This window comes from Streptomyces sp. NPDC050806 (assembly GCF_055586425.1).
The window spans coordinates 632248-658338 of record NZ_JBVJIF010000005.1 but is presented as its reverse complement, the minus strand read 5'-3'; the positions used below and the strand labels follow the sequence as shown (position 1 = coordinate 658338).

Annotated in this window: 24 protein-coding genes; 9 read left to right on the top strand and 15 right to left on the bottom strand. The window is 68.5% G+C overall.

The annotated features are described in order from the left end of the window. Positions 1-4: 4 nt before the first annotated feature. Together ACZ6WH_RS19075 and ACZ6WH_RS19070 are read right to left on the bottom strand one after the other, a co-directional pair. The gene (locus ACZ6WH_RS19075) at positions 5-514 is read right to left on the bottom strand and encodes a GNAT family N-acetyltransferase (RefSeq protein ID WP_469729586.1); all 510 of its coding nucleotides are present in this window, start codon (positions 512-514) and stop codon (positions 5-7) included. Positions 515-1257: 743 nt separating this feature from the next. Beyond that, on the bottom strand, positions 1258-2004 hold the full coding sequence (locus ACZ6WH_RS19070) for a phosphotransferase family protein (RefSeq protein ID WP_469729585.1): 747 nt from the start codon (positions 2002-2004) through the stop codon (positions 1258-1260). 17 nt (positions 2005-2021) lie between these two features. Between ACZ6WH_RS19070 and ACZ6WH_RS19065 the strand changes: the two genes are divergently transcribed. Next, positions 2022-2168: a hypothetical protein gene (locus ACZ6WH_RS19065; RefSeq protein WP_469729584.1), complete on the top strand. Its 147-nt coding sequence runs from the start codon at positions 2022-2024 to the stop codon at positions 2166-2168. 702 nt (positions 2169-2870) lie between these two features. On the opposite strand, the gene ACZ6WH_RS19060 is transcribed toward ACZ6WH_RS19065, so the two are convergent. Further along, positions 2871-3869, bottom strand: coding sequence for an AraC-like ligand-binding domain-containing protein (locus tag ACZ6WH_RS19060; RefSeq protein ID WP_469729644.1), 999 nt, complete (start codon positions 3867-3869; stop codon positions 2871-2873). A gap of 497 nt (positions 3870-4366) precedes the next feature. Here ACZ6WH_RS19060 and ACZ6WH_RS19055 point away from each other — a divergent pair, with 497 nt between their 5' ends. Next, positions 4367-4795 (top strand): VOC family protein, encoded by a 429-nt coding sequence (locus ACZ6WH_RS19055; protein ID WP_432863725.1) that lies wholly within the window; start codon positions 4367-4369, stop codon positions 4793-4795. Positions 4796-5094: 299 nt separating this feature from the next. Here the strand turns inward: ACZ6WH_RS19055 and ACZ6WH_RS19050 are convergent, their stop codons facing one another. Then, positions 5095-5745, bottom strand: coding sequence for a LysE family translocator (locus tag ACZ6WH_RS19050; protein ID WP_469729583.1), 651 nt, complete (start codon positions 5743-5745; stop codon positions 5095-5097). Positions 5746-6300: 555 nt separating this feature from the next. After that, positions 6301-6504, bottom strand: coding sequence for a cold-shock protein (locus ACZ6WH_RS19045; protein ID WP_361550724.1), 204 nt, complete (start codon positions 6502-6504; stop codon positions 6301-6303). Positions 6505-7102: 598 nt separating this feature from the next. Here ACZ6WH_RS19045 and ACZ6WH_RS19040 point away from each other — a divergent pair. The 5 genes from ACZ6WH_RS19040 to ACZ6WH_RS19020 all read left to right on the top strand — a co-directional run bounded on the left by ACZ6WH_RS19040 (position 7103) and on the right by ACZ6WH_RS19020 (position 13412). After that, complete coding sequence (locus tag ACZ6WH_RS19040) at positions 7103-7576, top strand: VOC family protein (protein ID WP_469729643.1); 474 nt, start codon at positions 7103-7105, stop codon at positions 7574-7576. Positions 7577-8130: 554 nt separating this feature from the next. Beyond that, positions 8131-9618, top strand: coding sequence for a xanthine dehydrogenase small subunit (locus tag ACZ6WH_RS19035; protein WP_469729582.1), 1488 nt, complete (start codon positions 8131-8133; stop codon positions 9616-9618). Beyond that, positions 9615-12044: a xanthine dehydrogenase molybdopterin binding subunit gene (gene xdhB / locus ACZ6WH_RS19030; RefSeq protein ID WP_469729581.1), complete on the top strand. Its 2430-nt coding sequence runs from the start codon at positions 9615-9617 to the stop codon at positions 12042-12044. The genes ACZ6WH_RS19035 and xdhB overlap by 4 nt, the downstream gene beginning before the upstream one ends. Before the next feature lies 1 nt (position 12045). Then, positions 12046-12855, top strand: coding sequence for a xanthine dehydrogenase accessory protein XdhC (gene xdhC / locus ACZ6WH_RS19025; RefSeq protein WP_469729580.1), 810 nt, complete (start codon positions 12046-12048; stop codon positions 12853-12855). A gap of 179 nt (positions 12856-13034) precedes the next feature. Then, positions 13035-13412, top strand: a complete 378-nt coding sequence (locus ACZ6WH_RS19020; RefSeq protein ID WP_469729579.1) for a nuclear transport factor 2 family protein — start codon at positions 13035-13037, stop codon at positions 13410-13412. A 105-nt stretch (positions 13413-13517) separates the two neighbouring features. Here the strand turns inward: ACZ6WH_RS19020 and ACZ6WH_RS19015 are convergent, their stop codons facing one another. Together ACZ6WH_RS19015 and ACZ6WH_RS19010 are read right to left on the bottom strand one after the other, a co-directional pair. Then, complete coding sequence (locus ACZ6WH_RS19015; protein ID WP_469729578.1) at positions 13518-16337, bottom strand: M48 family metallopeptidase; 2820 nt, start codon at positions 16335-16337, stop codon at positions 13518-13520. Positions 16338-16411: 74 nt separating this feature from the next. Beyond that, the gene (locus tag ACZ6WH_RS19010; RefSeq protein ID WP_469729577.1) at positions 16412-16945 is read right to left on the bottom strand and encodes a hypothetical protein; all 534 of its coding nucleotides are present in this window, start codon (positions 16943-16945) and stop codon (positions 16412-16414) included. A gap of 429 nt (positions 16946-17374) precedes the next feature. Between ACZ6WH_RS19010 and ACZ6WH_RS19005 the strand changes: the two genes are divergently transcribed. Next, positions 17375-18430 carry a helix-turn-helix domain-containing protein gene (locus ACZ6WH_RS19005; RefSeq protein ID WP_469729576.1) on the top strand — a complete coding sequence of 352 codons (1056 nt, stop codon included), beginning with the start codon at positions 17375-17377 and terminating at the stop codon, positions 18428-18430. 115 nt (positions 18431-18545) lie between these two features. Here ACZ6WH_RS19005 and ACZ6WH_RS19000 read toward each other — a convergent pair whose 3' ends face one another. From ACZ6WH_RS19000 to ACZ6WH_RS18970, 7 genes are all read right to left on the bottom strand, one after another. Next, positions 18546-19103 carry a S26 family signal peptidase gene (locus tag ACZ6WH_RS19000; protein ID WP_469729575.1) on the bottom strand — a complete coding sequence of 186 codons (558 nt, stop codon included), beginning with the start codon at positions 19101-19103 and terminating at the stop codon, positions 18546-18548. 123 nt (positions 19104-19226) lie between these two features. Continuing rightward, positions 19227-21149: an ABC transporter ATP-binding protein gene (locus tag ACZ6WH_RS18995; RefSeq protein WP_469729574.1), complete on the bottom strand. Its 1923-nt coding sequence runs from the start codon at positions 21147-21149 to the stop codon at positions 19227-19229. Beyond that, positions 21149-21697 (bottom strand): TlpA family protein disulfide reductase, encoded by a 549-nt coding sequence (locus ACZ6WH_RS18990; RefSeq protein ID WP_469729573.1) that lies wholly within the window; start codon positions 21695-21697, stop codon positions 21149-21151. Before ACZ6WH_RS18990 ends, ACZ6WH_RS18995 begins: the two co-directional genes overlap by 1 nt. 49 nt (positions 21698-21746) lie before the next feature. Then, positions 21747-22406, bottom strand: a complete 660-nt coding sequence (locus ACZ6WH_RS18985; RefSeq protein ID WP_469729572.1) for a MauE/DoxX family redox-associated membrane protein — start codon at positions 22404-22406, stop codon at positions 21747-21749. 82 nt (positions 22407-22488) lie between these two features. Continuing rightward, on the bottom strand, positions 22489-22689 hold the full coding sequence (locus tag ACZ6WH_RS18980; protein WP_361555028.1) for a hypothetical protein: 201 nt from the start codon (positions 22687-22689) through the stop codon (positions 22489-22491). A 246-nt stretch (positions 22690-22935) separates the two neighbouring features. Next, positions 22936-23673 carry a dienelactone hydrolase family protein gene (locus ACZ6WH_RS18975; RefSeq protein ID WP_469729571.1) on the bottom strand — a complete coding sequence of 246 codons (738 nt, stop codon included), beginning with the start codon at positions 23671-23673 and terminating at the stop codon, positions 22936-22938. 222 nt (positions 23674-23895) lie between these two features. Then, complete coding sequence (locus ACZ6WH_RS18970) at positions 23896-24228, bottom strand: TetR family transcriptional regulator C-terminal domain-containing protein (RefSeq protein WP_469729570.1); 333 nt, start codon at positions 24226-24228, stop codon at positions 23896-23898. 79 nt (positions 24229-24307) lie between these two features. Here ACZ6WH_RS18970 and ACZ6WH_RS18965 point away from each other — a divergent pair, with 79 nt between their 5' ends. Then, entirely contained in the window at positions 24308-24757 is a 450-nt protein-coding gene (locus ACZ6WH_RS18965; RefSeq protein WP_469729569.1) for a carboxylesterase family protein, read from the top strand. A gap of 126 nt (positions 24758-24883) precedes the next feature. Here ACZ6WH_RS18965 and ACZ6WH_RS18960 read toward each other — a convergent pair whose 3' ends face one another. After that, positions 24884-26083, bottom strand: a complete 1200-nt coding sequence (locus tag ACZ6WH_RS18960; protein WP_469729642.1) for a Gfo/Idh/MocA family protein — start codon at positions 26081-26083, stop codon at positions 24884-24886. Positions 26084-26091: the final 8 nt, after the last annotated feature.

The following is a 26091-nucleotide window of genomic DNA, read 5'->3' as shown; positions in this document are numbered from 1 at the left end:
CGCCCTACAGGGCCGGGGTCTGGTTGAGGTCTGCCGGGGCCTGGGCAGCGAGTTCCTTGAGTGGTTCCCCGCTCAGCCGGCATACCGTCCACTCGTTCAGCAGCTCCACGCCCAGCGACTTGTAGAAGTCGATCGTCGGTTCGTTCCAAGCCAGAACCCACCATTCGAAGCGCTCGTAGCCGTTGTGCTGACAGACCGCGGCCAGGGAGGCGAGCAGAGCCTTACCGTGTCCTCCCCCTCGTGCGTGCGACCGTACGTAGAGGTCCTCCAGGTGCATGCCGCGCGTGCCGGTCCAGGTCGAGAAACGGGGGAACCACAGGGCATAGCCCACGGTCTGCCTCGTCTCGTCGTCCTCAGCGATCAGTACGGAAGCAGCCGGAGATTCTCCGAACAGCGCGTCGCGGAGCTGCTCCTCGGTCGCTCGGGCTTGCTCAGCAGCTCGTTCGTACTCGGCGAGTTCACGGATCATCGCGCGGATCTCCGCGATGTCGTTCACAGTGGCGGCCCGGATCATGCCGGAGATCATCGGCCACCGCACCCAGCCGTGTCCATCGAATTCCGTGTCTGCTTCGCGGCAGGCACCCGACCGCGGTCTTCCTCTCGACGGACGATCCGCGGAACACGTCCGCAACTGGGCCGACAATGGGCCGGTGACGCACCGGCACACTGGGCGCTGCTGCCTCGATGATGACTTCCATTCGGCCAGTGGTGCTTCGTTAGGTTCGGTTGAGAGGTCGGCCGCAAGCGGTGCACGTTCCGGTCCAGCACCGCAGGAGGCCCTGAAGACGTCAAGGACCTGGTAGAGCGTCGGGTCGAGGTGTGGGCTTTGGGTCAAGGCGCCGGAGGGTGAGGAAGGCCTGGGCGGCGGTGACCATGGTGACGTGGCGGTGCCGGCCGCGCCAGGTGCGCCCTTCGAAGCGATCCAGGCCGTGGCCACGAGGTCTACCGGGACAAGTTCCACCGCTTCCAGATCACCACGCCCATCGCCCGGCACGGCACCGGGCACTGCTCCGGTCCGGGCAGGTACCGCTGGGTCGTAGAGGAAGCGATCGCGCTGCTGCGCTGGTTCCACTGCCTGCGCATCCGCTGGAGATCCGCGACGACAATCACCACGCGTTCGTCACCCGCGGCTGCGCCGTCATCTGCTGCTAACGACTCCGCACCGCCCTTTAGCGGGAGTTGGGCAAACAGTACGTACCAGGAGATGGCCTGCCCGATGCATCAGAACGCACTCACTGCAGTCGGGCCCATCTCGCCTCACATCCGGGATCTCAGCACATCGACTTCACAGCCCGGCGCGAACGGGTCGAAGTCATGCTCGACCAGCCAGCGAACCCCCAGCAGACTTCGCAACGACCACCACGCGCGGATCACGTCGAGGTCGACTTCGGTGCCATAGCCGGTGGCGACGTCTTCGAGGCGCTCCTCGTGTCCGAGCGTCAAGGTAGCGAGGTCGTACAGGGCATCACCCTGGCCCGCCTCGGACCAGTCGATGATGCCCGTGACCTCGTTGCCCTCGACAAACACGTGAGCTACCTGCAGGTCGCCGTGGGTGAACGCCGGAGTCCACGGCCGGAGCGCGGCCTCGGCGACCTGGCGGTTACAGGTGACCAAGTCGGCGGGGAGGACGCCGTTCGTCACGAGCCACTCGCACTCGCCGTCGAGCTCCGCCGCCAACTCGTCCAGGTCCCGACCGGCCCGGCCGGGCCGGGGTGGCAAGGGCGCGTCGTGCAGTTTCCGGATGGCGGCACCCGCCGCGGCCCATGCCGCCGGGGACGCGGTCGACGGCTCGCCGAGGCGGGCGAGCGCCGCCCCCGGGACCGCAGCGATCGCGAGCACGGGCGGCTTGCGCCACAGGACCTTCGGCGTCGGGACCGGCACCAAGGCCATCGCCTCGACCTCGACGTCGATGCGCGCTTGATCGGCGTCCACCTTCAGGAACACGTCACCGACGCGCAGGGTCGCGCGCTCGGAATGGGCGACGATGACCTTGACCTCATCCATGACCACCAGGATCCCGGATGACTGTCCACCTCGCCGGGATTATCGCGTCGGCTGCGCGGCCGGCCGCGTCCCGCTTCCCGCCCGACGATCTCATGCGGGACACCGCTGGCCAGGTCAAGGCAACCATGGCCGTAGCGACCATCGTCTGCTCGGGCATGTCGTGATCAACGCCGCCTTCGGTGTCGCGATCTGCTCGACACGCGAGGAGATCGGTCCACATCGGCATCGGCTACCCGAGCATCAACTGGTGAGTGCCTCGTGCGGGAAGGACGAGATGACGACGCGACTGGCGAACTTCCAACGGCCCGCGGTTCGGACGCAGCGATCGTCGTACGTGATGTGGGCTCGAACGTAGCGATCGTCGTACGTGATGTGGGCTCGGGCGCAGGGCGGCGAGCATCGCACTGACCGCCTTGCCCGGTCGGCAGCGTACGTGCCGACGGCCCTCAGCTACCCCTGCGCCCCTGCGGCTCACATTCGGCATCCGCCATCGGCGCCACATCCGGCGTCACTGCCTCACTTCGCCCTGGTCCCGATGGCGCGCCGGCCGCGGTTCGCACGTCCCCCGTCGTGCGTCCCGCGGCCCGGCCATCACCCATTCCAGGCGCTGCGGAATTGTTCGGCAGGCCCTCTGAGCTGCCCTGAGCAATCCGGCTTCCGCTCCGTCCGCCCTTGGTCGGAGCCGTCCGCCCGACCTGCGGTTCGCCATGTGTCATCGACGTCCCACAGCCCGAACACCACCAGGACATCGAAGCCGCCGAAAGCGGCCGGCGAGTCGCCTGGCGAGTACCTGCCTCTTGGGCCGGCAGGTGCCTCCAGACTGCCCCGTTGCCGCTGAGAGATCGTTAGCAGGCAATGTCCAGGACTTAGCAATGCGTCTCAGCCTGCATGCCGAGCGCACTGTGCCGGTATTCCCTGGGTGGCATGCCGAAGCGCGCGCGGAAGGCGCGGGTGAAGTCGGCAGCGCGGACAAAACCCCAGCGGGTGGCGATCTGATGGATGGTGTGGTGGCGCAGCGTGGGGTCGGCCAGGTCGCGGCGGGCACGTTCCAGGCGCTGGTGCCGGATCCAGGCAGCGACGGTCAGGTCCTGCTCCTTGAAGAGGCGGTGCAGGTGGCTGAGGGAGATGTGGTGCGCGGCGGCGATCTGACGAGGCGTGAGCTGGGGGTCGGCCAGGTGCTGCTGGATGAAGGAGTGGATGCGCATGGTCAGTGTCCGTCGGCGGGTCTCCGGGGTGAGGGCGGCCTCGGCCTGGAGTTCGTGAGCCAAGAGCCCGGAGACCAAATCGAGCACGATGGCCCCCAATCGGGGACTGTCGGAGGGCTGGAAGGAGCCGTTGTCCGTGGTGATGCCGGTCAGGAACTGCGACAGCAGGCCGCCGAACCCTTCCCGCGCCGATATGCGACGTCCGAGCAGCTTGCCTACCCCATTGCCGGGCAGCGCCAGCAGCTGCTTGGGGACCTCGATCCCCACTCCCTTCACCGGGCCTGCGTGGGAGTCGAAAGGCTGCGAGAAGTCGGCCACGCACAGTTCACCGGGGCCCGGGGTGGTCTCCTGCCCGGCCTGGACCATACCGATGGTCCCGCTCGCGACGATCGTCAGGTGGAGCATCTCGGGATCGGCCTGCCGGATCAGCTTGGGGGTGCGGTGAAAGGTCACCGACTGGAAGGCCGTCGGCCACACGGACACGGCCCCGAGCTCCATCACCCGCATGGATGCCCCGAAGTCGTCCGCATGGTCACTGCTCATGTCCATCGGCGCGACGGTCTGGATCATTAGCTCACGCCAGTAGTCGAACCGCTCCTGGGCAGGTACGTCCTCGCTGCGGAACACCGTCTCGTACACCGTCTTCGCTCCCCTGCCGATTGCGTTCCTGGTCCACTCGCCCGGCCCTCGAGCGAGCACGACAACATCATCTGCCACAGGTGGAAGTGCGTCCTGTCGGGAGATCTTCAGCGGCCGCCCGGGACGAGATGGTGGGGTGGTGGGGTGGTGGGGTGGTGCCGAGGCAGCTCAAGCACAGGGCCCAGCGACACCGTCCGCGGCGAGGATCCGCGATCGGGGCAGCGCGAGCGCCTGGAACAACCGGGCATCGCCGCGCCACTGCCACCGCAGGAGGCGCCGGCAACCATCAGCGGCCTGTGACGCCCTCGAAGAGCGGCCTGTTGAAAGGGTGTTGCAGTGTTGCAGACCCTGTGTCGGCCGCAGGCACCGAGAGGCGTTTGCGGACCGGCGACCGGCACGCATTGCTCATCGGCTCGTCGGATCGTCGATACCGGGCCCGTCCCCCGTAGCCGTCCCTGTCGACAACATGCCCCGACACGCAGGGAGATGGGTAACTGGCTGCCTGCTATGGTGCGCCGATGTCATCGATCAGGCAGGTCCAGGTCACGTTCGACTGCGCGGAACCTGAGCGCCTGGCGCGCTTCTGGTGCGAGGTGTTGGGGTACGTCGTGCCGCCGCCACCGGAGGGGTTTGCCACGTGGGAGGACTTCAAGCGCGCGCAGCCACCCGAGCAGCAGGACGCATGGTTTGCCTGTATTGACCCTTCAGGCGTGGGTCCGCGACTGTACTTTCAGCGTGTTCCCGAAGGCAAGGCCGTCAAGAACCGGGTACATCTTGATGTGCGGGTCGGCACCGGCCTTGTGGGGAAGGAGCGACTCGCCGCGCTTGAGGCCGAGTGCGCACGACTGATCCCGCTCGGCGCTGTACACGTACAAACGCTGTACGACGGCAATGATTCTTGCATCCCGATGCTGGACATCGAGGGCAACGAGTTCTGCATCGACTGAGGGGGCCGCGCAGGCGCCGGTGTCGCTCCCCTCTCCAACAGCCCGCACACAATCCCACCTACCGCCGCCCCACACAAACACTTCCGGGAGTTCTGCGATGCACCGCCGCCAGCCGCTGCCGGAGCCGGTGGCGTGGCACCCCACCCGTTCTGCCTCGGATGCACGGGGTGGCCTTCACGAGCCCAAGGCGCTCGCCCCGGCCAAGACCGATGCGCAACTCTGGGTGATGGCCAGCGTCACCTCGTAGGAGGAGAGTCGGGGCCACAACGCCTGCGGTGGTCGCTCTCGGCGCCTGTCTGTCAGCGCAGTGCGACCGCCGGGCCAGTTCGTTCGGTGGCGATTTTGATGGCGAAGCCCGCCAGCGCGGTGCCCATCGCATAGCGGTGCAGGCGCTGCCAGAGAGGGTGCCGGGCGAAGAACCCGGCAACGGAGCCGGCCGTCACGATGAAGAACGCATTGCCCGCGACCCCCACTGCGATCTGGGTCAGCCCCAACAGCAGCCCCTGCAGGCCGACATGTCCCCGCTCGGGGTCGACGAACTGCGGCAGCAGCGAGATGTAGAGGATGGCCACCTTGGGATTGAGCAGGCAGGTGAGGAAGCCCATCAGGAAGAGCTTGCGGGTTCCGTCCTGCGCCAACTCCTGTGTCGCGACAGCGGATCGGCCGCCCGGCCGGATGGCCTTCCAGGCCAGCCAGAGCAGGTACCCCGCTCCAGCCAGCTTGATCGCCAGGTAGATCTCCGGCACCAGCGCGAAGACCGTGGCGATACCGGCGGATACGGCGAAGAGGTAGGCGAGGAAGCCGAGGGCGACCCCGGCCAGCGAGATCAGTCCCGCCCGGCGACCCTGGCTGATCGAGCGGGATACCAGGTAGATCATGTTCGGCCCTGGCGTCAGCACCATGCCGAACTCCACCAACGCGATTCCCGCTATTGCGCCCAGCCCGATCACAGCACTACCTCCGTACACACGTTCGCCTATGGGCAACCTAGCAGCCCACGGCCATGTGCGGCGCAGAGTGCCGAGCCGAGAGGCCTGTCACCTCGCCACACGAACTGTCAACAAAGAGCGGAGTCGCGGCACCAGTTGGCCCTCGCGCACTGGAAGACGTGGCAACGTAAAACCGGGAATACAGAGGAAGGGACGTCGCGGCTTGTGTCAGACGACCGGTGGGGCCAGGTTGGGCCGTTGCTGCCGGTGTGGCTGCAACGACTTCGCAAACTCAGCGTTCACCACTCGATGACCGGCGATGCCCACAGGGAATCCTGTTCGTGCTGCACGCGGGGTCCGTGGAGGTGGCTGCCGCGTGAACTCGACCTCGGCTGGGGCGTCACCTGCTGGCGCCGACTGCGGGACTGGCACAAGGCCAGGTCGCATCAAGCGCCGCTCAGAGCAGCCCGGAACCCCGGACGACCGCACACCGGCCCACACCGAGGCATCCAGAAATGCAGAAACCGGTCCACGAGACTCCGCCGGAGCCCGTGGACCGGTCATCGTCAGGCATGCTCAGGCGAGGGTGATGTTCTCCGCCTGGGGGCCCTTCTGGCCCTGGGTGACCTCGAAGGTCACGGCCTGGCCCTCCTGCAACTCACGGAAGCCGGTGGCGTTGATGTTGGAGTAGTGCGCAAAGACGTCCGGACCCCCGCCGTCCTGCGCGATGAAACCGAAGCCCTTTTCAGAGTTGAACCACTTCACGGTTCCGCTTGCCATGCTCGTGCCTCTCCATCGTTGTCGGGTCCGCACCGCGCGGCCCGGAGGTGATCGCCCTGGTCCGGCACCACACACCAAGAAGCCCGCGCCGGAGCACGGGCAGGACCACGACAGCTGACGTCGACGCTACACGCCGAAACCGCCTACCACCAGAGAGCAATGATCTTCAGCCAACATCAACCTCCAACATCAACCACCGCTACTCACCCGCGCGCCACGCCCGGCGCCCTGACCACGCGTGATGCGCTTGATGCGTCGACCGTGTGCCGGTACGGGCCCGGACAGGAGGGTTGGAGGGGTGTAGGCGTGACGTCGACGGCGTCCTCGCGAGCGAGGTTCGGAGTTGCTGAGCCACCTGGGCAGTCAGGCGCAGTCGGGCAGTGAGATCAGGGGTGGCGGCCCTTCGGCGTCAGAAACTGAGTGTTCGCCTCTACCCGTCACAACAAGCCGCAGATCGAGGGTTCCGGCATAGCCACGAGGTGGAACCGGTTCGCCCTGCTGCATCGCCATACCGCCGCACCGCTTCCACGCTGCGTACTGACAACTCTGATACCGCGATCCGCCACACGCTGCAGCGGGCATGTTCAATCAAACGGGCATGTTCAATCATGGGTGGATGGCTGGCTTCTATCATGTGTGTTTCGTCGCCCCGGACATCGAACGGGCGATGCAGGACTTTCGGCGTTCCACTGGGGTCGAGTGGAGTGACCCGGTGTCCGACCGGATGGGTGAGTGGGACTACCGCATCGTCTTCAGCAAGGGCGGGCCACCGTTCATCGAGCTCATCACGGGGCCCGCGGGCAGCCCCTGGGACGCGTCCCAGGGGGCCAGGTTCGATCATGTCGGCTTCTGGTCCAGCGATGTCGGGGAATCGTCCCGGCGCTTGGAGAAGGAAGGCATGCCCGTGGACTTCTCGGGCTGCCCCTACGGCCGGCCCTTCGCCTATCACCGTATGGACAGCATCGGAGCGCGCATCGAGTTCGTCGACGCCGGCCGGCAGGCCGCCTTCCTCGACGCCTGGCACCCGGGCGGTGAGGCCATGCCCGTATGTGAGGAGAACCCCACGGGCTGAGCCGGCGCGCAGCGTGCGCGGTCAGGCGGCCGCAGGCTCGTTGCGCCGGCCGCACTGTTGCATCTCGCCGACCCGCGGTCGTTCCCACCCCCGCCGCGTCGCTGCGTACGACGAGTACGCCGCAGTCGACGTCGGGTCGGGTCAGGTCGGAATGGCGAATTGCCGCCTCTTGACGCACGTACTCTCTGCGGCTAGCTTTCCGTAGGAACTGCGTCATGATCACCAGGAACTGCATCATGATCACCGAAAGGAGGCGACCGGCAGATGTACACCAGCTCTGATCTGGGTCGCCTCGCCCAGTGCACGGTCTGGGTTCCGGGCCGCATCGCGCACGGCTGCTGACTACGCCGTCCTCACGTGCCTTCTGACGGCACTTTCCGGGTGTCCCGCCACCTCTTCTCCGGGTACCCGTCTCCCTCCTTTCCGCATGCCGACACTGTCGCTGCGTGCGTCTAGCTTCCGCTTCTCTCGTGTGGCGGGCCCGACACAGAAAGCTGCCTTGAATTGGCGAACATAATGAATCGACCGGTCGTGTGCCGAAGGGAAGGCCTGGCATGGTAGGGGCGCAGATCACGGTCAATGGAGAAGAAACACCGATTTCACCTGCCGCCCCTCACACCACGGTGTTGGATTTCCTGCGCGAGCGTGGCCTCACAGGTACCAAGGAGGGCTGCGCCGAAGGTGAATGCGGCGCGTGTTCGGTCCTGGTGGCGCGTCCCGGGGTGGACAAGCCCACCGACTGGGTGGCGGTCAACGCCTGCCTCGTCCCGGTCGCGGCGCTGGACGGCCAGGAAGTCATCACTTCCGAAGGCCTCGCAACGGACGGCGAGCCCGGTACCCCGCCTACTCTGCACCCGGTTCAGGAGGAGATGGCCGTCCGCGGCGGCTCCCAGTGCGGCTACTGCACGCCAGGGTTCATCTGCAGCATGGCAGCCGAGTACTACCGGCCGGGCCGCTGCGCACACGCGGGGCAGGAACAGCAGCAGGGGCAGGGGCAGGCCGAGAACGTCGACGCCGAGCACGGTCCGAACGGCTTTGATCTGCACTCGCTGAGTGGAAACCTTTGCCGCTGCACCGGCTACCGGCCGATCCGCGATGCCGCGTACGCGGTCGGCCTGCCCAGCGACGAAGACCCGCTGGCACAGCGTCGTGAGCAGTCCCCGCCAGTGCCGGTCGCCACCGAGTACGCGCGGGACGACAGGGTTTTCCTGCGCCGGAACACGCTCGCCGAGACACTGGACGTGCTGCGCGAACGGCCGGACGCCATCGTGGTCGCCGGGTCCACCGACTGGGGTGTGGAGGTCAACATCCGTGCCCGCAGGGCGGATTGCGTGATCGCCGTCGACCGGCTTGCCGAAATGCGCGAGCTGCGCGTCGAACCGGATCGCATCGAGATCGGCGCGGCGCTCACCCTCACCGAGATCGAACGCCGCCTGGACGGTGACGTCCCTCTGCTGGCGGAGCTGTTCCCGCAGTTCGCGTCCCGGCTGATCCGCAACGGAGCGACCCTCGGCGGCAACCTGGGGACCGGGTCCCCCATCGGCGACAGCCCGCCGGCGCTGCTCGCACTTGAGGCGTCGCTGGTGCTCGCTGACGCCGACGGCGAGCGCGTGGTCCCGCTGGCGGACTACTTCACCGGTTATCGGCAGAGCGTGCGGCGTCGCGATGAGCTGATCCGGGCGGTACGCATCCCGCTGCCGCTGTCACCCGTCGTGGCCTTCCACAAGATTGCCAAGCGGCGCTTTGACGACATCTCCAGCGTGGCGGTCGCCTTCGCGCTGGACATCGAGGGCGGAGTCGTCCGCAAGGCGCGCATCGGGCTGGGCGGCGTGGCCGCCACTCCGATCCGCGCCCTCACCACCGAGGCGGCCCTGGAGGGCAAGCCGTGGACGGAGGAGACTGTGGCGGGCGCGGCCAGTGTGCTCCAGGCAGAGGGCACACCGATGAATGACCATCGCGCCAGTGCCGACTACCGCTCCGCGATGCTCGGCCAGAGCATGCTCAAGCTGTACGCGCAGACCACCGAGGCGGTGCCGTCATGAGCCATCTGTCCGAGCGTCCCGAGAAGCCCGTCGTCGGCGTTCCCATGCCGCACGAGAGCGCCAGCCTGCACGTCACCGGCACCGCGCTCTACACCGACGACCTGGTCCAGCGCACCAAGGACGTGCTGCACGCCTACCCGGTGCAGGTCATGAAGGCCCACGGCAGGATCACCGCGCTGCGCACCGAGCCCGCGCTCGCCGTGCCCGGGGTGGTACGCGTACTCACCGGGGCCGACGTGCCCGGCGTCAACGACGCCGGCATGAAGCACGACGAACCGCTCTTCCCCGACGAGGTCATGTTCCACGGCCACGCCGTCGCCTGGGTGCTCGGCGAGACCCTGGAAGCGGCCCGGCTCGGAGCGGCGGCCGTCGAGGTGGAACTCGATGAACTCCCGTCCCTGGTAACGCTGCAGGAAGCAATCGCGGCGGGCAGCTATCACGGCGCACAGCCCTTGATGGTGCACGGCGACACCGACGCGGGCTTCGCCGAATCCGCCCACGTGTTCACCGGCGAGTTCCAGTTCTCCGGGCAGGAGCACTTCTACCTCGAAACGCACGCCGCGCTGGCCCAGATCGACGAGAACGGGCAGGTGTTCATCCAGAGCAGCACCCAGCACCCCTCCGAGACTCAGGAGATCGTGGCGCACGTGCTCGGCGTGGCCAGCCACGAGGTGACGGTGCAGTGTCTGCGGATGGGCGGCGGCTTCGGCGGCAAGGAGATGCAGCCGCACGGGTTCGCCGCTGTCGCCGCGCTCGGCGCCAAGCTGACCGGCCGGCCGGTCCGGTTCCGGCTCAACCGGACCCAGGACCTGACCATGTCGGGTAAGCGCCATGGTTTCCACTCCACGTGGAAGATCGGCTTCGACGCGGACGGCCGTATTCAGGCCCTGGACGCCACTCTGACCGCGGACGGCGGCTGGAGCCTGGACCTGTCCGAGCCGGTCCTGGCCCGCGCGTTGTGCCACATCGACAACACCTACTGGATCCCCAACGCACGCGTCGCAGGCCGTATCGCCAGGACCAACACGGTCTCCAACACCGCTTTCCGCGGCTTCGGCGGACCGCAGGGCATGCTGGTGATCGAGGACATCCTGGGCCGTGTCGCACCGCAGCTCGGCCTGGACCCCATGGAACTGCGGGAACGCAACTTCTACCAGCCCGGCCAAGGCCAGACGACGCCGTACGGACAGCCGGTCACGCAGCCCGAACGCATCTCCACCGTCTGGCGCCAGGTGCAGAACGAGGCCGGCATCGCCGATCGCAAGCGCGAGATCGCCGCCTTCAATGCCGCACACCCGCACACCAAGCGAGCCCTTGCGCTCACCGGTATCAAGTTCGGCATCTCGTTCAACCTCACCGCCTTCAACCAGGGCGGCGCACTGGTACTGATCTACAAGGACGGCTCCGTCCTGATCAACCACGGCGGCACCGAGATGGGCCAGGGCCTGCACACCAAGATGTTGCAGGTGGCCGCAACCACACTGGGCATCCCGCTGCACAAGGTCCGGCTGGCCCCCACACGCACCGACAAGGTGCCCAACACCTCGGCCACCGCCGCGAGTGCCGGTGCCGACCTCAACGGTGGAGCGGTGAAGAACGCCTGCGAGCAGTTGCGCGAGCGGTTGCAGCAGGTGGCCGCCACTCAACTGGGCGCGAACGCTTCGGACGTACGCATCGTCGAGGGCGTCGCGCGAGCCCTGGGCAATGACACGGAGCTGGCCTGGGACGACCTGGTGCGTACCGCGTACTTCCAGCGCGTTCAGCTGTCGGCGGCCGGCTTCTACCGGACCGAGGGGCTGCACTGGGACGCCAAGACCTTCCAGGGCTCACCGTTCAAGTACTTCGCTCATGGCGCTGCCGCGACGGAGGTGGAGGTGGACGGCTTCACCGGCGGATACCGGATCCGCCGCGTGGACATCGTGCACGATGTCGGCGACAGCCTGTCCCCGATGATCGACATCGGTCAGGTGGAGGGTGGCTTCGTACAGGGTGCGGGCTGGCTGACCCTTGAGGACCTGCGCTGGGACACCGGTGAGGGCCCGAACCGTGGACGGCTGCTCACCCAGGCCGCGAGCACCTACAAGCTGCCGAGCTTCTCGGAGATGCCCGAGGAATTCAACGTCACGCTCCTGGAGAACGCCACCGAAGACGGTGCCGTCTACGGGTCCAAGGCCGTGGGAGAGCCTCCGCTGATGCTGGCGTTCTCGGTGCGCGAAGCACTGCGGCAGGCCGCTGCCGCGTTCGGGCCGAGCGGGGCCAGTATCGAGTTGGCATCGCCCGCAACTCCGGAAGCCGTGTACTGGGCGATCCAGACTGCTCGTCGGGCTGCTCGCCGAGCTGGAGCCTCTCAGGAGGGGGTTGCCACCAGCGGGCGGGCCGCCGGCCGCCGAGCAGGAATCGGCGCAGAAGAGTTGAGCGGTGCCTGACATGGCCTGGGTCGCTGCGGTCGCGCGGTTGCGGGCACGCCGGGAGTCCGGCGTACTCGTGACCGTGGCGACCGTGCGCGGCCACGCCCCGCGCGACGCCGGTGCGAAACTCGTCGTGGGCCGGAGTGAGACGTGGGGGTCGATCGGCGGGGGCAATGTCGAGGCCGTTGCCATCGACCGCGCCCGGGAGATGCTCGCCGCGTCCAAGCCGGAGCCGGAGCTGCTTGATTTCGCCCTCAATGACAAGGTGGTCAACCGGCACGGCGTGCAGTGCTGCGGTGGCACGGTTTCGATCCTGCTGGAGCCGCTGCCGGCCGTGCAGGCGGTGGCGATCTTCGGCCTCGGGCACGTCGGACTGGAACTGGCGCGCATCCTGTCGCGCCAGGATCTCGACCTCCATCTGATCGACACGCGCTCCGACATGCTCACCAAGGAACGGCTCGGCCCGCTGTCGGACGCGGTGGCGCAGGTCCATGTGCATCACACGCCGTTGCTGCCCGAGGAAGTGCTGGCGGAGCTGCCGCACGGCGCCCACGTCCTGATCATGACCCACGATCACGCCGAGGACGCGGCGTTGTGCGACGCCGCTCTGCGCAGGCCGCAACTCGGCTCCATCGGACTGATCGGGTCGGCGGCCAAGTGGGGCCGGTTCCGCAAGCGTCTCGCCACGGAGGGCGGTCACGACGAAGCAACCATAGATCGCATCAAGACCCCGATCGGGATGGCAGACATCACCGGCAAGGAACCAGCGACCATCGCCGTGAGCGTAGCTGCCGATCTGCTGCGCACTTTCGAAACCGAGGGGGCCTGAACTCGGGCTCGTGGCGGTGCTCTCGGCCGCAGACAAGACCTCATCGCTCATTGACTCAGAATCTCTCATTGACTCAGAGTTCTGGCGGCTCAGAATCCTGGCGTCCGGACGGCGGGAACCGTCCTGACGGCAGGACCGGCTCTCATGGGCAACCGAGTTCCCCACGGCATACTTAGCTTATGGATCATCTGACGGCGCAAAGCTTCGTTGGCTCCTGGGTAACGGCGTGGAACGCGCACGACCTGGACGCTCTGCTGACACACTTCACCGACGACGTGACTTTCCACTCGCCGGTGGCCGCACAGTTGCTCGGCGGTGACGGGATCATCCGCGGCAAAGAGGCGCTGCGCGCCTACTGGGCGGCAGGGCTGCGACGCATACCCGACCTGCGGTTCGAGGTGGTCGGCAGCTACGTCGGCGTGAACAGCCTGGTCATCAACTACCGCAACCAAAAGGGCGGCCTCGTCAACGAGGTACTGCTCTTCGACGGTCCGCTGGTGAATGAGGGGTACGGCACCTACCTCGGCGAGGACGCCAATCCTGCCGGCGCCCGGTGAGTCGGGGCTGCGCCCAGTAGGCCCCGGCGGGTCACCGCTTGGGGCAAACCGGGCGCAGCGGAAGCATTCCCACGTTCCATGCTCCCCCGCCCCCGCCCTCAAGGCCTACGGACTGGGGTCCGGGGCGGCTGCCCGGATCTCGTCGAAACGGCGTCCCATCGCCTCGCTGAAGGCTGCCGCTTTGTCGATGTCATCCATGGATTTGTTGAATTCCGGCTCGTCGCCCTGGGCGAAGCTGTGCGAGCAGGACTTTGCCGCTTTCCGTACGAGGGTGTTGTGTTTCTGCCACTGCGCGTCGGCCCGGGCGTCCGGGATCGGGAAGTACTTTCCCGCGTCCTTGGCGATCCGGCCGAATTTTCGGCAGATCGGGTCGAAAGCGGATTCTTCGATGATTCCCCCTGCGTCGGCGCCTTTGGTGAACGCATCGCCGAGGGCTTGATGGGCCTCACCGAAGCGGTTCAGGAGGTCTCCCCCGCCGAATTTCAGCCAGTACTCCAGTTGCGCTCTTCGGATCACCGGGGTACTGGCCGCGGCGCGGGGTACCTGCGCATAGGCGCGGTTCCGCTTCTTCAGCCCCTCACCCGATGTTCCCTCCGGTCCGGTCTCCGCCGCAGCCGCCACCGTGGCGGACGTGACGACGGCACACATGGCGGCCACGGCAGTCCGCCGGACGTAGAGCCTTCGCCGGCTCTCCGGCTGCCGAGCAGCCGTACCAGCAGGCACCGCCCGCTGCCGGCCGCCGTACGAACGTCCCTGGTCGCGGCCTCGGAGTCGTTGAAACGCCAGCACTGCCGTAGCGGCGACGGTGACGGCGAGTGCGGTGGATACGAGCACAGGTGCCAGGAGTGGCCGAATGACGGTCCATGCGGGAGACGGCACCCAATGGCAATGGGAGGCGAGGGTGCTGAGCGGCTCGATGCATCCGTCGACCGACATCAGGAGGTAGGCCCCCAAAAGGCCGGTCAGCGCGGTGATTTCGGCGGTCAGCAGGGTGCTGTAGAGCGGGTAGCGGCCCAGCCGGTTGGCGAGGAGTGCACCGGTCGTCGCCGAGAAGGCCACCAGGACGACGAGCATCCAGGCGCTCAGGCTCACGGAGTACAGGCCGCCGCGCTCTCCCGACGGCGGCTGCCAGGTGTGCATGTATGCCTTGGCGACAGCGATCCCGCCCCAGCAGACCAGACCGCCCAGCATCGCGGCCAGCAGCACGGGCCGCAGCGGCGGTAGGGCCGGCCTGGGCTCTTCCGTCGTGCTCTCTCCCGAAGCCAGCCCCTCTCGGTAGCTCCGTCCTGTCGTCCAGGCCAGCAGCGGGACCACGCACAGCGCGCAGACAGCGGCCAGAACGAGGGGCTGGACGAATCCGGTGAACACTTCGAACCACACGGAAAGCGCAAGCACCATGCCCTGGTGCTCAGCGACCGGCCCGGGGAAGGTCAGTTCCGTCTCCCGGCGGGCCGCATCCATGTCGAACCATCCGCCGACCAGATTTATCCCGAACGTGGCCCACCAGACCATCCATGCCGTCAGCAGCAGACACCCCACCGCCATGACCAGCAGCATCGCCGGCCCTCTCACCCGCCGGGGCCATGCCCTCAGCCACAGCTGCGACGCCTCCGCAGTCCACCAGGCGAAAAGCACACCCGCGGCCACCACCGCGGCAAGGACTTCGGCATGGGGCGGAAACCAGCGCGTAGTCGATATCTGCTGCGTCGCCACTGCCCCGATCACCATTCCCGCACCCAGCCACAATCCAGCACGCACGCCGGACAGCACACGCCTTTCGGTGAGCACGGCATGGGCCACAGCACGCCACAGCGCAATCCCCGCGACACCGGTGACCGCGGCGGCCCCCAGCAGCGGCACCAGGTACTCACGCCATCCACTACCGCCGCCCAGCACGGTCCCTGCCTGATTGGTGATCACCGGCGCGGCGATGCCGGTCAGGAGCATCGGCAGTGCCTGCACGCCGAACAGCATCGCGGGATCCTCCAGCGCGCCCCGCCGCAGGTCCCAGCGGGGATGGGTCCGCCACACCTCGGCAAAGCGGGCCCAGCCGCGCCTGAGCCGGCCTTCGGGCCCGGGAGGCATCGGAACCGCCCAGCCGCCCGAGTCCGCGCCCCCGCTCACCGCCGCCAGGTCGGCGTACACCTCGCGCATCCGCAGTACGTCGGCGCGGGCCAGGTACACCAGCACGGTCAGGAACACGCAGAGGATGAGCGCCCGCCACACGGTCATCTGCTCGGCATGCCGGATGGGCGACTGGAACGACGTGGCGAGGGCCGCCGCGCACCACACCAGGTACGGCAGCAGGACCAGGGCGAGAAACACCCGCCACAGGGCGACGGTGGCGTACGTCAACGTGACGTCACCGTTGCGCACATGGGCGAACTCGTGCAGCAGCACCGCGCGGAAGCCCTCCGGGTCGCCGGACCTGCGGGCCAGCAGACCGGCGTGGAGGCAGACGGTCGGACGCCGGTTGCTTCCGTAGACCGCCGCGCCGGCCGACAGCGCGGTGGGCGCGACGACGAACCGCGGCGTGCGGGCCAGCCCGGCCTGGGCCGCCACTTCACGCAACGCACCGCGGATCTCCCCCGTACGGTCGACGTCCTCCAGCGGAACGTGCCGGCCGCGCCACATCTTCCAGGCCGGCAGGGCCCGGAACACCAGCGCGGACGCTACAAGTACCAGGACGGGCCACAGGAGGCCGAGGAGGTCCGGCGCCGGCTCCGGGGCGTACCGGGCCTGGCAGGCCTCAAGGGCGTCGGCGTGCAGGAGCATGCCGATGCTGCTGGCCATGTCGTCGATCCGGTTCAGGTCGACGCCTGCGGCGAGCATGCAGCCGAACGAGTTCGCGTCCGTCTCGCTGAGGCGACGGGAGAGCGAGACGCTGATCATCATCGAGCCGCTGCTCACCAGCAGCAGGATCACCAGCAGCACGAAGCGCGGGGTGGTGCCGGCGCCGATCGCCCGCTCGTCGAACCGGCGCCGTAGGTCCGGCGTGGTCATCGCGGCTGGTCCTCGCCCGCGGCGTCGTTCGCCGCATCGTCGGCGGGCCCGTCCTGCCCGTCCCCCTGCCCGTCCTGTGCGGTGAGCGTGAGTCTGACCACCACCGCGTCGGCGATCGTCTCCGCGCGCCGCTCGCTCAGACCACGCTCAGCACCCACCTTGATTACCAACTCACGAACTTCGCGCAGCTGTTCACGGCTCAAGGCCGGGATCACCGCTGGCTCCGCCGACCTGCGGAAGATCCGCCGGCCGACCGCCTTCACGCCCCTGGTGGCGCCGATCGCGGCCTGGCCGCCGAGCTGACGCGCCGCTTCGTGCACCGCGAGCCACACCACGGGCGTGACCAGTACGGCCACCTCGTCCAGCCCGAACCCGAGCGGATCCTGCTCGCTGCGCCCGCGGCCCATCCGCCGGGCCACGACCTCCTCGTCCAGCGCCGCCAGCCCGTCCACCACGGGCAATTCCTCCGCGGCGACCTCCGCCACCACGTCCCTGACCACATCGCCGGCCCGCACCCCACCAGAGGTCATGTCCCCCGCCCTCCGTACCACCGCCCGAAAACCGAAGCCTCAGGATGCACTCCCACAACACATTCGCCAACAGCCGTGCATGGCAGCGGACATCGCGACGGGGGGCTGCCAGCGGCCGCCCTCACGATCGATGGTGAGACACCGGCCCAAGGTCTGCGGTGAGGGGAAGGAACAGAGCCGCCAGGGACAAGGCAGCAGTCAGTAAGCCGGTGGAAGCCCTACATGCCCACCACCGTTGCGCCATCCAGCGCAACTGCGCCTTGTCAGTCATCGACACAAAGCCCTGCGTCTCCATCAAAGAGCCGTCCTCATCAAAGAACCGTCTGCGGGCGCCGCAAAACGGCGACAAGTCGCTGAATCACATCTGTCCCTGCTTCATCGCCAGTGGCAAGCTTCTCGCCCAGGCAGCTCTTACGGCAGGGGGAACGAGTGAGAGACGAACGATTAGAACCGGAAGGCATTACCGAGGTGGCCGCGTTCATGGCGGGGCTGCGTCGGATGCGCGCGCAGTCCGGGCTGACGTTCCGGGAACTGGCCCGCCGGGCCGAAGCAGAGGGGCGCGCCCTGCCCGCCAGCACGCTCGCTGCCGCTCTTGGCCGGGAGAAGCTGCCGAGGGCGGAAGTCGTGGAGGGGCTCGTGCGGGCCTGCGGCTGTCCCCCGGACACCGTCGCCGCCTGGCTGGCGGCGCGCAGCCGGCTTGCCTGTCCCGGCCCGGAAACCCCTGCGAGCACCGCGTCGGCCACAGCTCCTGACCAGGGCATCCCGGCCGATGCGGCGACTGCGGTACGGCGCAGGCGTGCGGGCCTGCGCCGGCGGACGGGACCGTACATCGCTGCGGCGGGTGTCGCCACCGCTGTCGCCCTGGGGCTGATCCTGCACGCGCAGACCGGCTCCGCAGCCGATGGGACCGGTGGGACCGATAGCACCGGGCCGGGGCGGGTCGCTGCTCTGGGTGAGACCACCGCGCCACCGGCCCGTTCGGCGTCCGTGCCGGAGGGCAAGTACCTTATCCGCGCCGCGCATTCGGGGCTCTGTCTCTCCGAACGCGTCGGCGAGGGGTCGGGGCAGGTCCATCAGGACGAATGCGCCGATGCCATTCCGGATTACGCCCTGGAACGCTTCCCGGACGGCACGTATCAGATCCTCTCCCAGCACCCCGAGTTCGGGCCGGGATGCATGGGCGTGACGGACCGGCGTACCGCCGACCTCGCCCCGGTCGCCGACGACTTCTGCGGACGCCGGGGTCCTGCCGAGCGCTTCGTACTGGAACGGGTGGACGACGACGCCGTCACCGGCGCGGCAAAGGCCGGCCTCGGCGCCTCAGCCGACAGCGACTTGTACCGGCTGCGCCCACGCCATTCGCAGAAGTGCCTGGGGTTCACACCGTCGGCGACGTCCAGCGGGCGCGAAGGGCAGCCGCTGCTCCAGTTGTCGTGCGACCCGAAAGCCGAGGGGCAGTTGTTCGCCTTCGACCCGGTGACGTGACGAGGATGACCGCACCGGTGGCGCCGTTCCCGGCAGTGGCGCTGTTCCCGGCGGTCGCGCTGTTCCCGGCGGTGGCGCGGCGGCCCCGTCGATGGTGCCGTTCCTGGCGGTGGCGCTAGCCCGGCCGGCCGTGATGTCCGTGAAGTTCCTGGTGTCGGTGACGACGGTCCTGGCGGGAGCGCCGGGCGGCTCGGCCGAGCGGTCGTACGACGACACCGAGTACCTCCGCGGTCGGGTAGTAGCCGAAGCGGCGTGAGTCGAAGCTCTGTGCCTGGTTGTCCCCGAGGAGTACGAGCCTGCCTGGCGGAACAGTGGTCTCGGGAACGTCCGCCAGGGACGGGACACGGTCGCGCGGTACCGCGTCACCAGGCAGCGCGGCGACCCGCTTGATGATCCACTCGAAGTAATCGGGGTCGTCGGGGCCCATCACAGCGCGCCCGAGCACCGCGAGCTCCCCCACCGCCCGGACGGGGCCGCGTCGGACGAGGACGCGGTCCCCGCCCAGGAGCGTGGGCTGCATGCTCGCGCCCCGGACCGTCACCACCACCCATCGGCCGCGCAGCAGCGCACGACCGACGGCCAGGGCGACCCAGGGGGCGGGCGCCAGGACGAGCAGCCACACCGGAGGTGTGGGCCGGCGCAGCACCGCCAGCAGTGCGGCCGCGGTCAGCAAGGTCAGTCCGATGAGCAGTGGGCCGCGTACGGGGCGGGCGAAGTCTTCGCCCCGGCGGTGCGCAGGAGGCGCGGCAGGTGCAGGAGGCGGGGAAGGCGCAGGAATGATCACGGTCGTGGGTCCTCAGTCGCGCGTGGCAGTCCGGTAGCCGGATGCCTGGAGTGTGAACAGCCGTGCGTACGTCCCGTCGAGTTCGAGGAGTTCCTTGTGGCTGCCCGCCTCCGCGACGCGGCCGTCCTCCAGAACGACGATCCGGTCGGCGCCCCGTAGTGCCCCGAGGCGGTGCGAGATGAGCAGATTGGTTCGGCCGGTGCGCGTACGCTGCAGGGAAGTGTGGATCTCGGCCTCGGCCTCGGCGTCGAGACCGGAGGACGGCTCGTCGAGGATCAGAAGTTCGCTGGCATCGCGCAGCAACGCCCTTGCCAGCGCGAGCCGTTGGAACTGCCCACCGGACAGCACCACACCCGTCTCCGGGTCGTTCTTGTCGCCTTCCATCATGAATGTGCGGGAGAGCAGGGTGTCATAGCCGTACGGAAGACGGCTGAGGGTGTCGTGGATGCCTGCCTCTTGTGCGGCGCTGGTCAGGCGCTCGCGGTCGTCCAGCGCGCTGAGGTCACCCAGGGCGATGCTCTCGGCGGCGGTGAGGTCGTAGTTCATGTAGTCCTGGAACACGACCCCGATCCTGCGGCGCAGTTCCACCGGGTCCACCTCGCGCAGGTCCACGCCGTTCCACCGGATCGCACCTCTCACCGGGTCGTAGAGCCGGCAGACCAGTTTCACCAGGGTGGTCTTGCCCGCGCCGTTCAGGCCGACCAGCGCAACGGACTGTCCGTACGGGATGCGGAGGCTGACGCCCCGCAGGATCCACGGGTGGTCCGCCGAGTAACGGAACCACACGTCGTCGAACTCGATCTCCCCGCTCAAGGGCGGCAGCTCGCGGGGCTTCTCGGCGACCGGCAGGTCCTCCGCCGCGGTGGTGACGGCGATGAAGTGGCCGAGCATCAGCAGCGAATGGTGGGTTCCGGCGAGCGCCCCCGCCAGACCCACCAGCGCGGACTGCACGGCGACGACGGCGGTGAGGAACATCGCCACATCCCCCAGGGACAGTGCGCCCCGGCTCGTTGCCGCCACCGCCCAGATCAGGCCGCCGCCCGAGACGAGGGCGCCCAGTACTCCCAGCCCCGCCTGCCAGGCGACTTCCCTGCGGTCCACGATCCGCCGTTCGGCGTTGGCGGCGCGGCGCTCTGCCAGCATCCGGCTCCGCAGGTGGGAGGCGGTTCCGAACAGCCGGATCTCCTTGGCTGCCGCCACACTCGACAGCAGGTGGCTGAAGAACATCTCGCGGCGTTCGATGGGACCGACCGTGGCCGATACCCGTGCGCGCTGCCGGGACAGTGCCACCTCCGCGATCAGGGTGGGGATGCCGGCGAAGAGCACCAGGACCGTCATGCCCGGATTCAGGGTCCACAACGACATCAGGAACCCTGCGAGCACAAGCGCCGACTGGCCCAGACGCAGCAGGCCGTCCACCGCCTGGAGGGGCATCGTCCCGCCTGCCTGTTCGGCCAGGCGCAGCCGGTCGAGGAAAGCGGGGTCCTCGAAGCGGGCGAGACCCACGAACCGCTCGACCGCACGGAACAGCTGGTCCTGTGCCCGCAGACCGACCGAGCGGTCGAGTTCGGTACGCAGGTACTCGGCGCCCTGGGGCCCGACAGCGAGGAGGACTCCCGCAAGGCCGAACCCCACCGCCGACCACATCGGATCGAAGGCAGGGGTACGGCCCGACAGGCCGTCGAGGATCAGCTTTGTCAGCCAGGCAGCCGCGACCGGGAGGACGCCGCCCACCAGGGTCATGATCACGTAGAGGGAGAAGGTTCCGGGCGCCGCGGCGCAGGCCAGGCGGCAGGCCGTCCGCAGCGCTTCCGGCCCTCCGCCCTCCCTCGGGGCCGCCTCCGGGGCCTCCGGGGCGCCGCCCTTTCCCGGGGTGTTCCCGGAAGCGCCCGGCGTGCCGTCGGCTGCGGAGGCGGCGATCGCAGGCTCGGCCATCAGATGAGAGCACCCACCGGCTGGTCCAGGTCGACGCTGTTGGCACTGACCCGTACCTGGCCGAGCTCGTCCCGTGCGACGCGCAACATCGTCGGGAAGGCCGATACCTTGAACGCTCCGGCGACGGGGCCCATGCCATTGGTCACCACGACGCGCGCGACCGGAGCCAGCGCCGCGGCGAACTCTTTTTCCTTGCCGCCGTCCTCGTCCACCACCACGAGTGTCTGGTTCCGGCCGCCGGGCAGCTTCTTGGCGTACTCGACGAATCGCGGCATCTTCTCCCGGCAGGGCGAACAGTCGTGCATGAAGAAGGCCACGAGGCAGTCGTCGGCGAGGTCGTCGCGTCCGACTTCCTCACCGTCGAGCGTGACAGCGGCGAACTCACCGACCTCCAGCCCGACGGGTACGTCCGACTCGCTCGGGCCACCCCGCTGGGCCAGCATGTCGCTGTGCGCGCGCAGCCGCTTGACCACACCGATCGTCAGCAGGATGTTCAGGCAGCACAGCAGCCCCAGGACCACAACGAGGGCTATGAACAGCGCATTCATCGTTTCACTCCATTTCGGATGCGCGGACGCATCGGATGCATCGGATGCTTCAGGGATGACGAGCGGGGGCGGAGGGAGCCGAGCGCCCCGAGCGGGAACGGTCACGGGCCGGGACGGGGACAACTGGCCGGTCACGGGCCGGGACGGGTACGACGGGCCGGTCACGGGCCGGGACGGTTACGGCGCCACCCGGCCGGAACAACGAGACGATCTCATCGAGCACGGTGACCAGGCCACCCAACGCGACTCCGGCACAGACAGCGACCAGCACCCCGGCCCACACAAGCGGCCCGTGGGCCGCGGTCGATGCGAAGGCACCGGTGACTGCTGCCGCGGCGAGCAGCACATTGCGCAGTACGTGGTGCGGTGCGAGCGTCGCCGAAGACGCACCGAAACAGCGGCACGGGCTGCTGTTGCCACGCCGCAGCAGTACCGCGATCGCGCCGGAGAAGACGATCAGGAGCAGGCCCGCCAGAGCGAAGCCCGCGCCGACGAGGAGGCGCGAGGGGGCGGCGAGGCAGACCACCAGGCCGAGTTCACCCGACACGACGCAGACGGCGGCCGGCGCCGTCAGACGGTCCGGTAGCAGTCTCATGGCCCGCAGGGACGCCCGGAATTCCCGGTGCGACGATGGGCCCAGCTTGCTCAGGGACGAGATCAGGAACACGACGCCGACGAAGCAGCGCAGGCCGATGGCCAGGTAGTGCATGACAGACATCCACCTCTGCTGGGAAGGGCGGCTCTGCTGGGAAGAGCGGCGCCACGTGGGCGCCGCCCCGTTTCAGGTCCGGTCAGCAGGAGCGCGCGCCGCACCAGGTGCTCTTGACGACACAGCCCTGTCCGTCGCAGCAGTACGCCTTGCACTGCTGATTGCTCGGGCACTGCCAGCACGCCTTGAACCACTTGCAGCCGCATTGCGCCGCAGACGCCTCGATGCTGGGCACGAACCGCTCCAGCAGACCTGCTCCGATGGCTTCCAGCTTCTTCAGCACGGGAATGTTCCTCTCTTCCGGGTCGCTCAGCCCTTCGTGGGCCGAGCCGGAACGAGATTCGCCAACCCCGAAGCGCCTGGGCAATCGCTCCGGCGAACCGGGACAGTACGGAACGGTTCCGTCCCTGTCCGATAGCGAACATGCAGGTCAGAGTGGCGTTCCGGACTGTCCCGAACAGTCCGGTACACCGCCGTACGGCCATGCGCCCGCCCGCCTGGCCGGCCAGGCGGGCGGCGTGATCGGTGGCTAGCTCAGATGCCGGGTGAAGAACCGGGCCGCGGCTTCCCCCGCGAACTGCGGGACGCCGGTGTGTCCGCCCAGATTGGCGTGGAGCGTCTTCTCCTTGGAGCCGAAGGCGTCGAACAGATCCAGGGCAGACTGCCGGTCGTTCCCTTCGTCATCCCACTGCAACAGGACATGCAACGGAATGGTGACCTGGCGGGCCTCCTCGAACATGGCGCGAGGCACAAAGCTCCCGGCGAACAGAACGGCGGCCGCGATGCGCGGCTCGACGACCGCCAGCCGGGTCCCGATGGCGATCACTCCCCCCGAGTACCCGACCGGTCCGCCGATCTCGGGCAGCGAAAGGAGGGCGTCCAGGGCGGCCTGCCATTCCGGGACCGCCCTTTCGACCAGCGGGAGAATGAGGGCGTCGATGATCTGGTCGCTGACCGGCTCGCCGGCCTCCAGCGCCCGGCGCAGGTCCGCACGGGCCTGCTCCGCATCGGTGGAACGGGGTCGGTCACCGCTTCCGGGGAGCTCGATGGTGGCCGTGGCGAAGCCGTCGGCCGCGGAGTGCCGGGCCCGGGCCACCAGTCGCGGGTACATCTTGTGCAGCCCGCCGGGGTGGCCGAGCAGGATCAGCGGCGCCGGTGCGGATGCGGATCCGGATCCGGGCGTCCACAGGACGCCAGGGATCTCGCCGAGGGTGAATTCGCGTTCGAGGAGGCCGTCGTCGAGGCGTCGCTCGGAAGTGAATCGCATGGTCGTGCCTTTCGGGAGTGCTCTGGAACGGCGCTCCCGGACGACCTGCCTATCGCCCGACCGTGACCCCGGAGGGGAGCACCCATGTCAATACTGCGTTCACGGGTACCACCTCCTCGATCTCTCGCACGGCCTCCGGAAAAGTAGCAGTGGTCGGCGTGGTCCGCCAACGGATTTCCGCATCGCCCCCGTGGCCCGCCGCGAAGGCTGCATGTGGGCGTTCTAGCCGAACAGCCTGTTCAGGTGTTGGTCCACGGCCGTGAGCACCTCCTGGGGATCGATCACGTCCAGTTCGATCAAGGTGGCGAATCCAGTAAGGGCGAGGAGCAGGTTGGTCTCGGTCGTCGGGTCACGGTCGGAACCGATGTGCCCGTTCGTGATCGCCTCGCGGATCAACTGCTCTACTTGTAGGCGCGCTTGGAGCCTGCCATCACGCGTGCGTGCGAGAAGCTTCTCGTCGTGCAGCGCCTCCAGAACGTACGCGGCGTTCATCCGACTGGTCGTGCGGGCGTCGGCGTGCAACGGCAGCATCTCCGTGAGTGTCAGTCGCAGCACGTCGCCCGGGTGCGGCGAGCCCCCCAGTTCTTCCAGTCACCGGCTGACACGCAGCGAGGTCTGTTCAGCGGCGAAGTCCATGGCGAAGGAGAGCAAGGCCCCGGAAGAACTGATGGAGACGGTGTACTCCGACGCCACTTTCCGCATGCCGTCGCTGCTGCTGGCCGAGGCGAACGCCGCGGCGGGCGGCAGTTCGTTCCTCCTCGAACTGCAACTCACCTCACCGGCCTTCGGCGGCGCCTGCCACAGCCTCGACGTCCCCCTGGCGTTCGGCACGATGGAGAGCCCCACCGGCAAACAACTCTTCGGCGACGAACCTGCGCCCGAGGCCGTCGCGGTATCGCGTGAACTCCAGGAGGCATGGGCCGTGTTTGCCACCACCGGTGAACCCGGGTGGCCCTCCTACGATCCCGACCAGCAGCTCATCCGCGTATTGGCCACCGAATCGAGGACCGTTCGCTACCCCGAGCAGACGTCCCGCCAGATTCGGCGCGGCGGAGCTCCCCTGCCCCCCTTCGACCTCACGTAGAGCCGGCCCCGCGTCCGCACCGGCGTGCGCCGCGTACGGGCACCGCGTACGGATGCCGCCTACGGACACCGCGTACGGATGCAGGGCCGGGGGCCCGAAACGTGCAGCGGTGAGCGGTCGCCGCCGTTACACCTCGGGCGCGTCGCCGAAGTCCGGGATCGGCAGCCGCTCGCCGCCCTGCCGTGCGGACTCGTGGGCGATGATGCCCGGCAGGGTGTAGCGGGCGGCCACCCAGGCGTTCACGGTCGGCAGGGTGCGGTCGTTGACGGCGGTGACGAAGTCGTCGACGAGGAAGTGATGGCTGCCTTCATGGCCGTTGTGCAGGGTGTCGAACTCCCGCGGCAGCCGGCCCCTGTCGTGCACGGGCGCCGAGCCGGAGGTGAAGGCGTCGCGCAGGGCGGGTGCCACGTTGCGCAGCATCGGGTCGTCGGGCGACAGGGTGGGCTTGGGCTGGAGCAGGTCGGAGACGTCGGTGACCCCCTTCTTGTCCTGCCACGTGCTGAAGGTGGCCAGCTGCTCGAAGCTGCCGTCGGTACCGAAGAACCGGAAGCGTGATTCGCGGATGTGTGACGGGTAGCCGACCCGGCGGAACTCGTTGGTGCGGAACGAACCGCCGCCCGCGACCTCGAACAGCGCGGTGGCGTTCGAGATGTCGTTGCCGAACTGGCTGACGTCCTTGTCGAAGACGCCGTCCCCACGTTCGTCGGTGACCCCGATGGCGGAGACGCTCACCGCGTGCGTCCGCCAGGCCCCCAGGACACCGCCGATGGCGTGGGTCGGGTAGAGCAGCGGCGGGTAGCTGGCGGTGGCTTTCCAGTTCTCACCGCCGCTGTACTGGTACGCCTCGTAGAAGCCGAGGTCCATGTCGTGGACGTAGTCGCCCTCGGCGTAGAAGAGGCGGCCGAAGGCGCCGTCGGCGATCTGGTTGCGAGCGTAGACCGTCGCCGGGTTGTACTGGCTGGTCTCGCCCATCATGTACGTCAGGCCGGTCTCGTGTACCGCGTCGATGATGGCCGCGATCTCCTCCTGGGTGACGGCCATCGGCACCGCCGAGTACACATGCTTGCCGGCCCGCAGGGCCTGCACGACGAGCGGTCCGTGGGTCCAGCGCTGGGTGAAGACCGCCACCGCGTCCAGGTCCGAGTCGAGCATCGCCTCGAACGAGGGGAACGTCCCGGCCAGCCCCTGGTCGGCGACCAGCCGCTCGGCGCGCTCCGGCAGCAGGTCGGTGACGTGCACCTCGCTGACTCCGGGGTGGGCCTGGAACAGCGTGGCGAACGCTCCGGAGAACTGCCCGGCGCCGACGATGCCGAGGGAGAAAGTCATCTGCATTC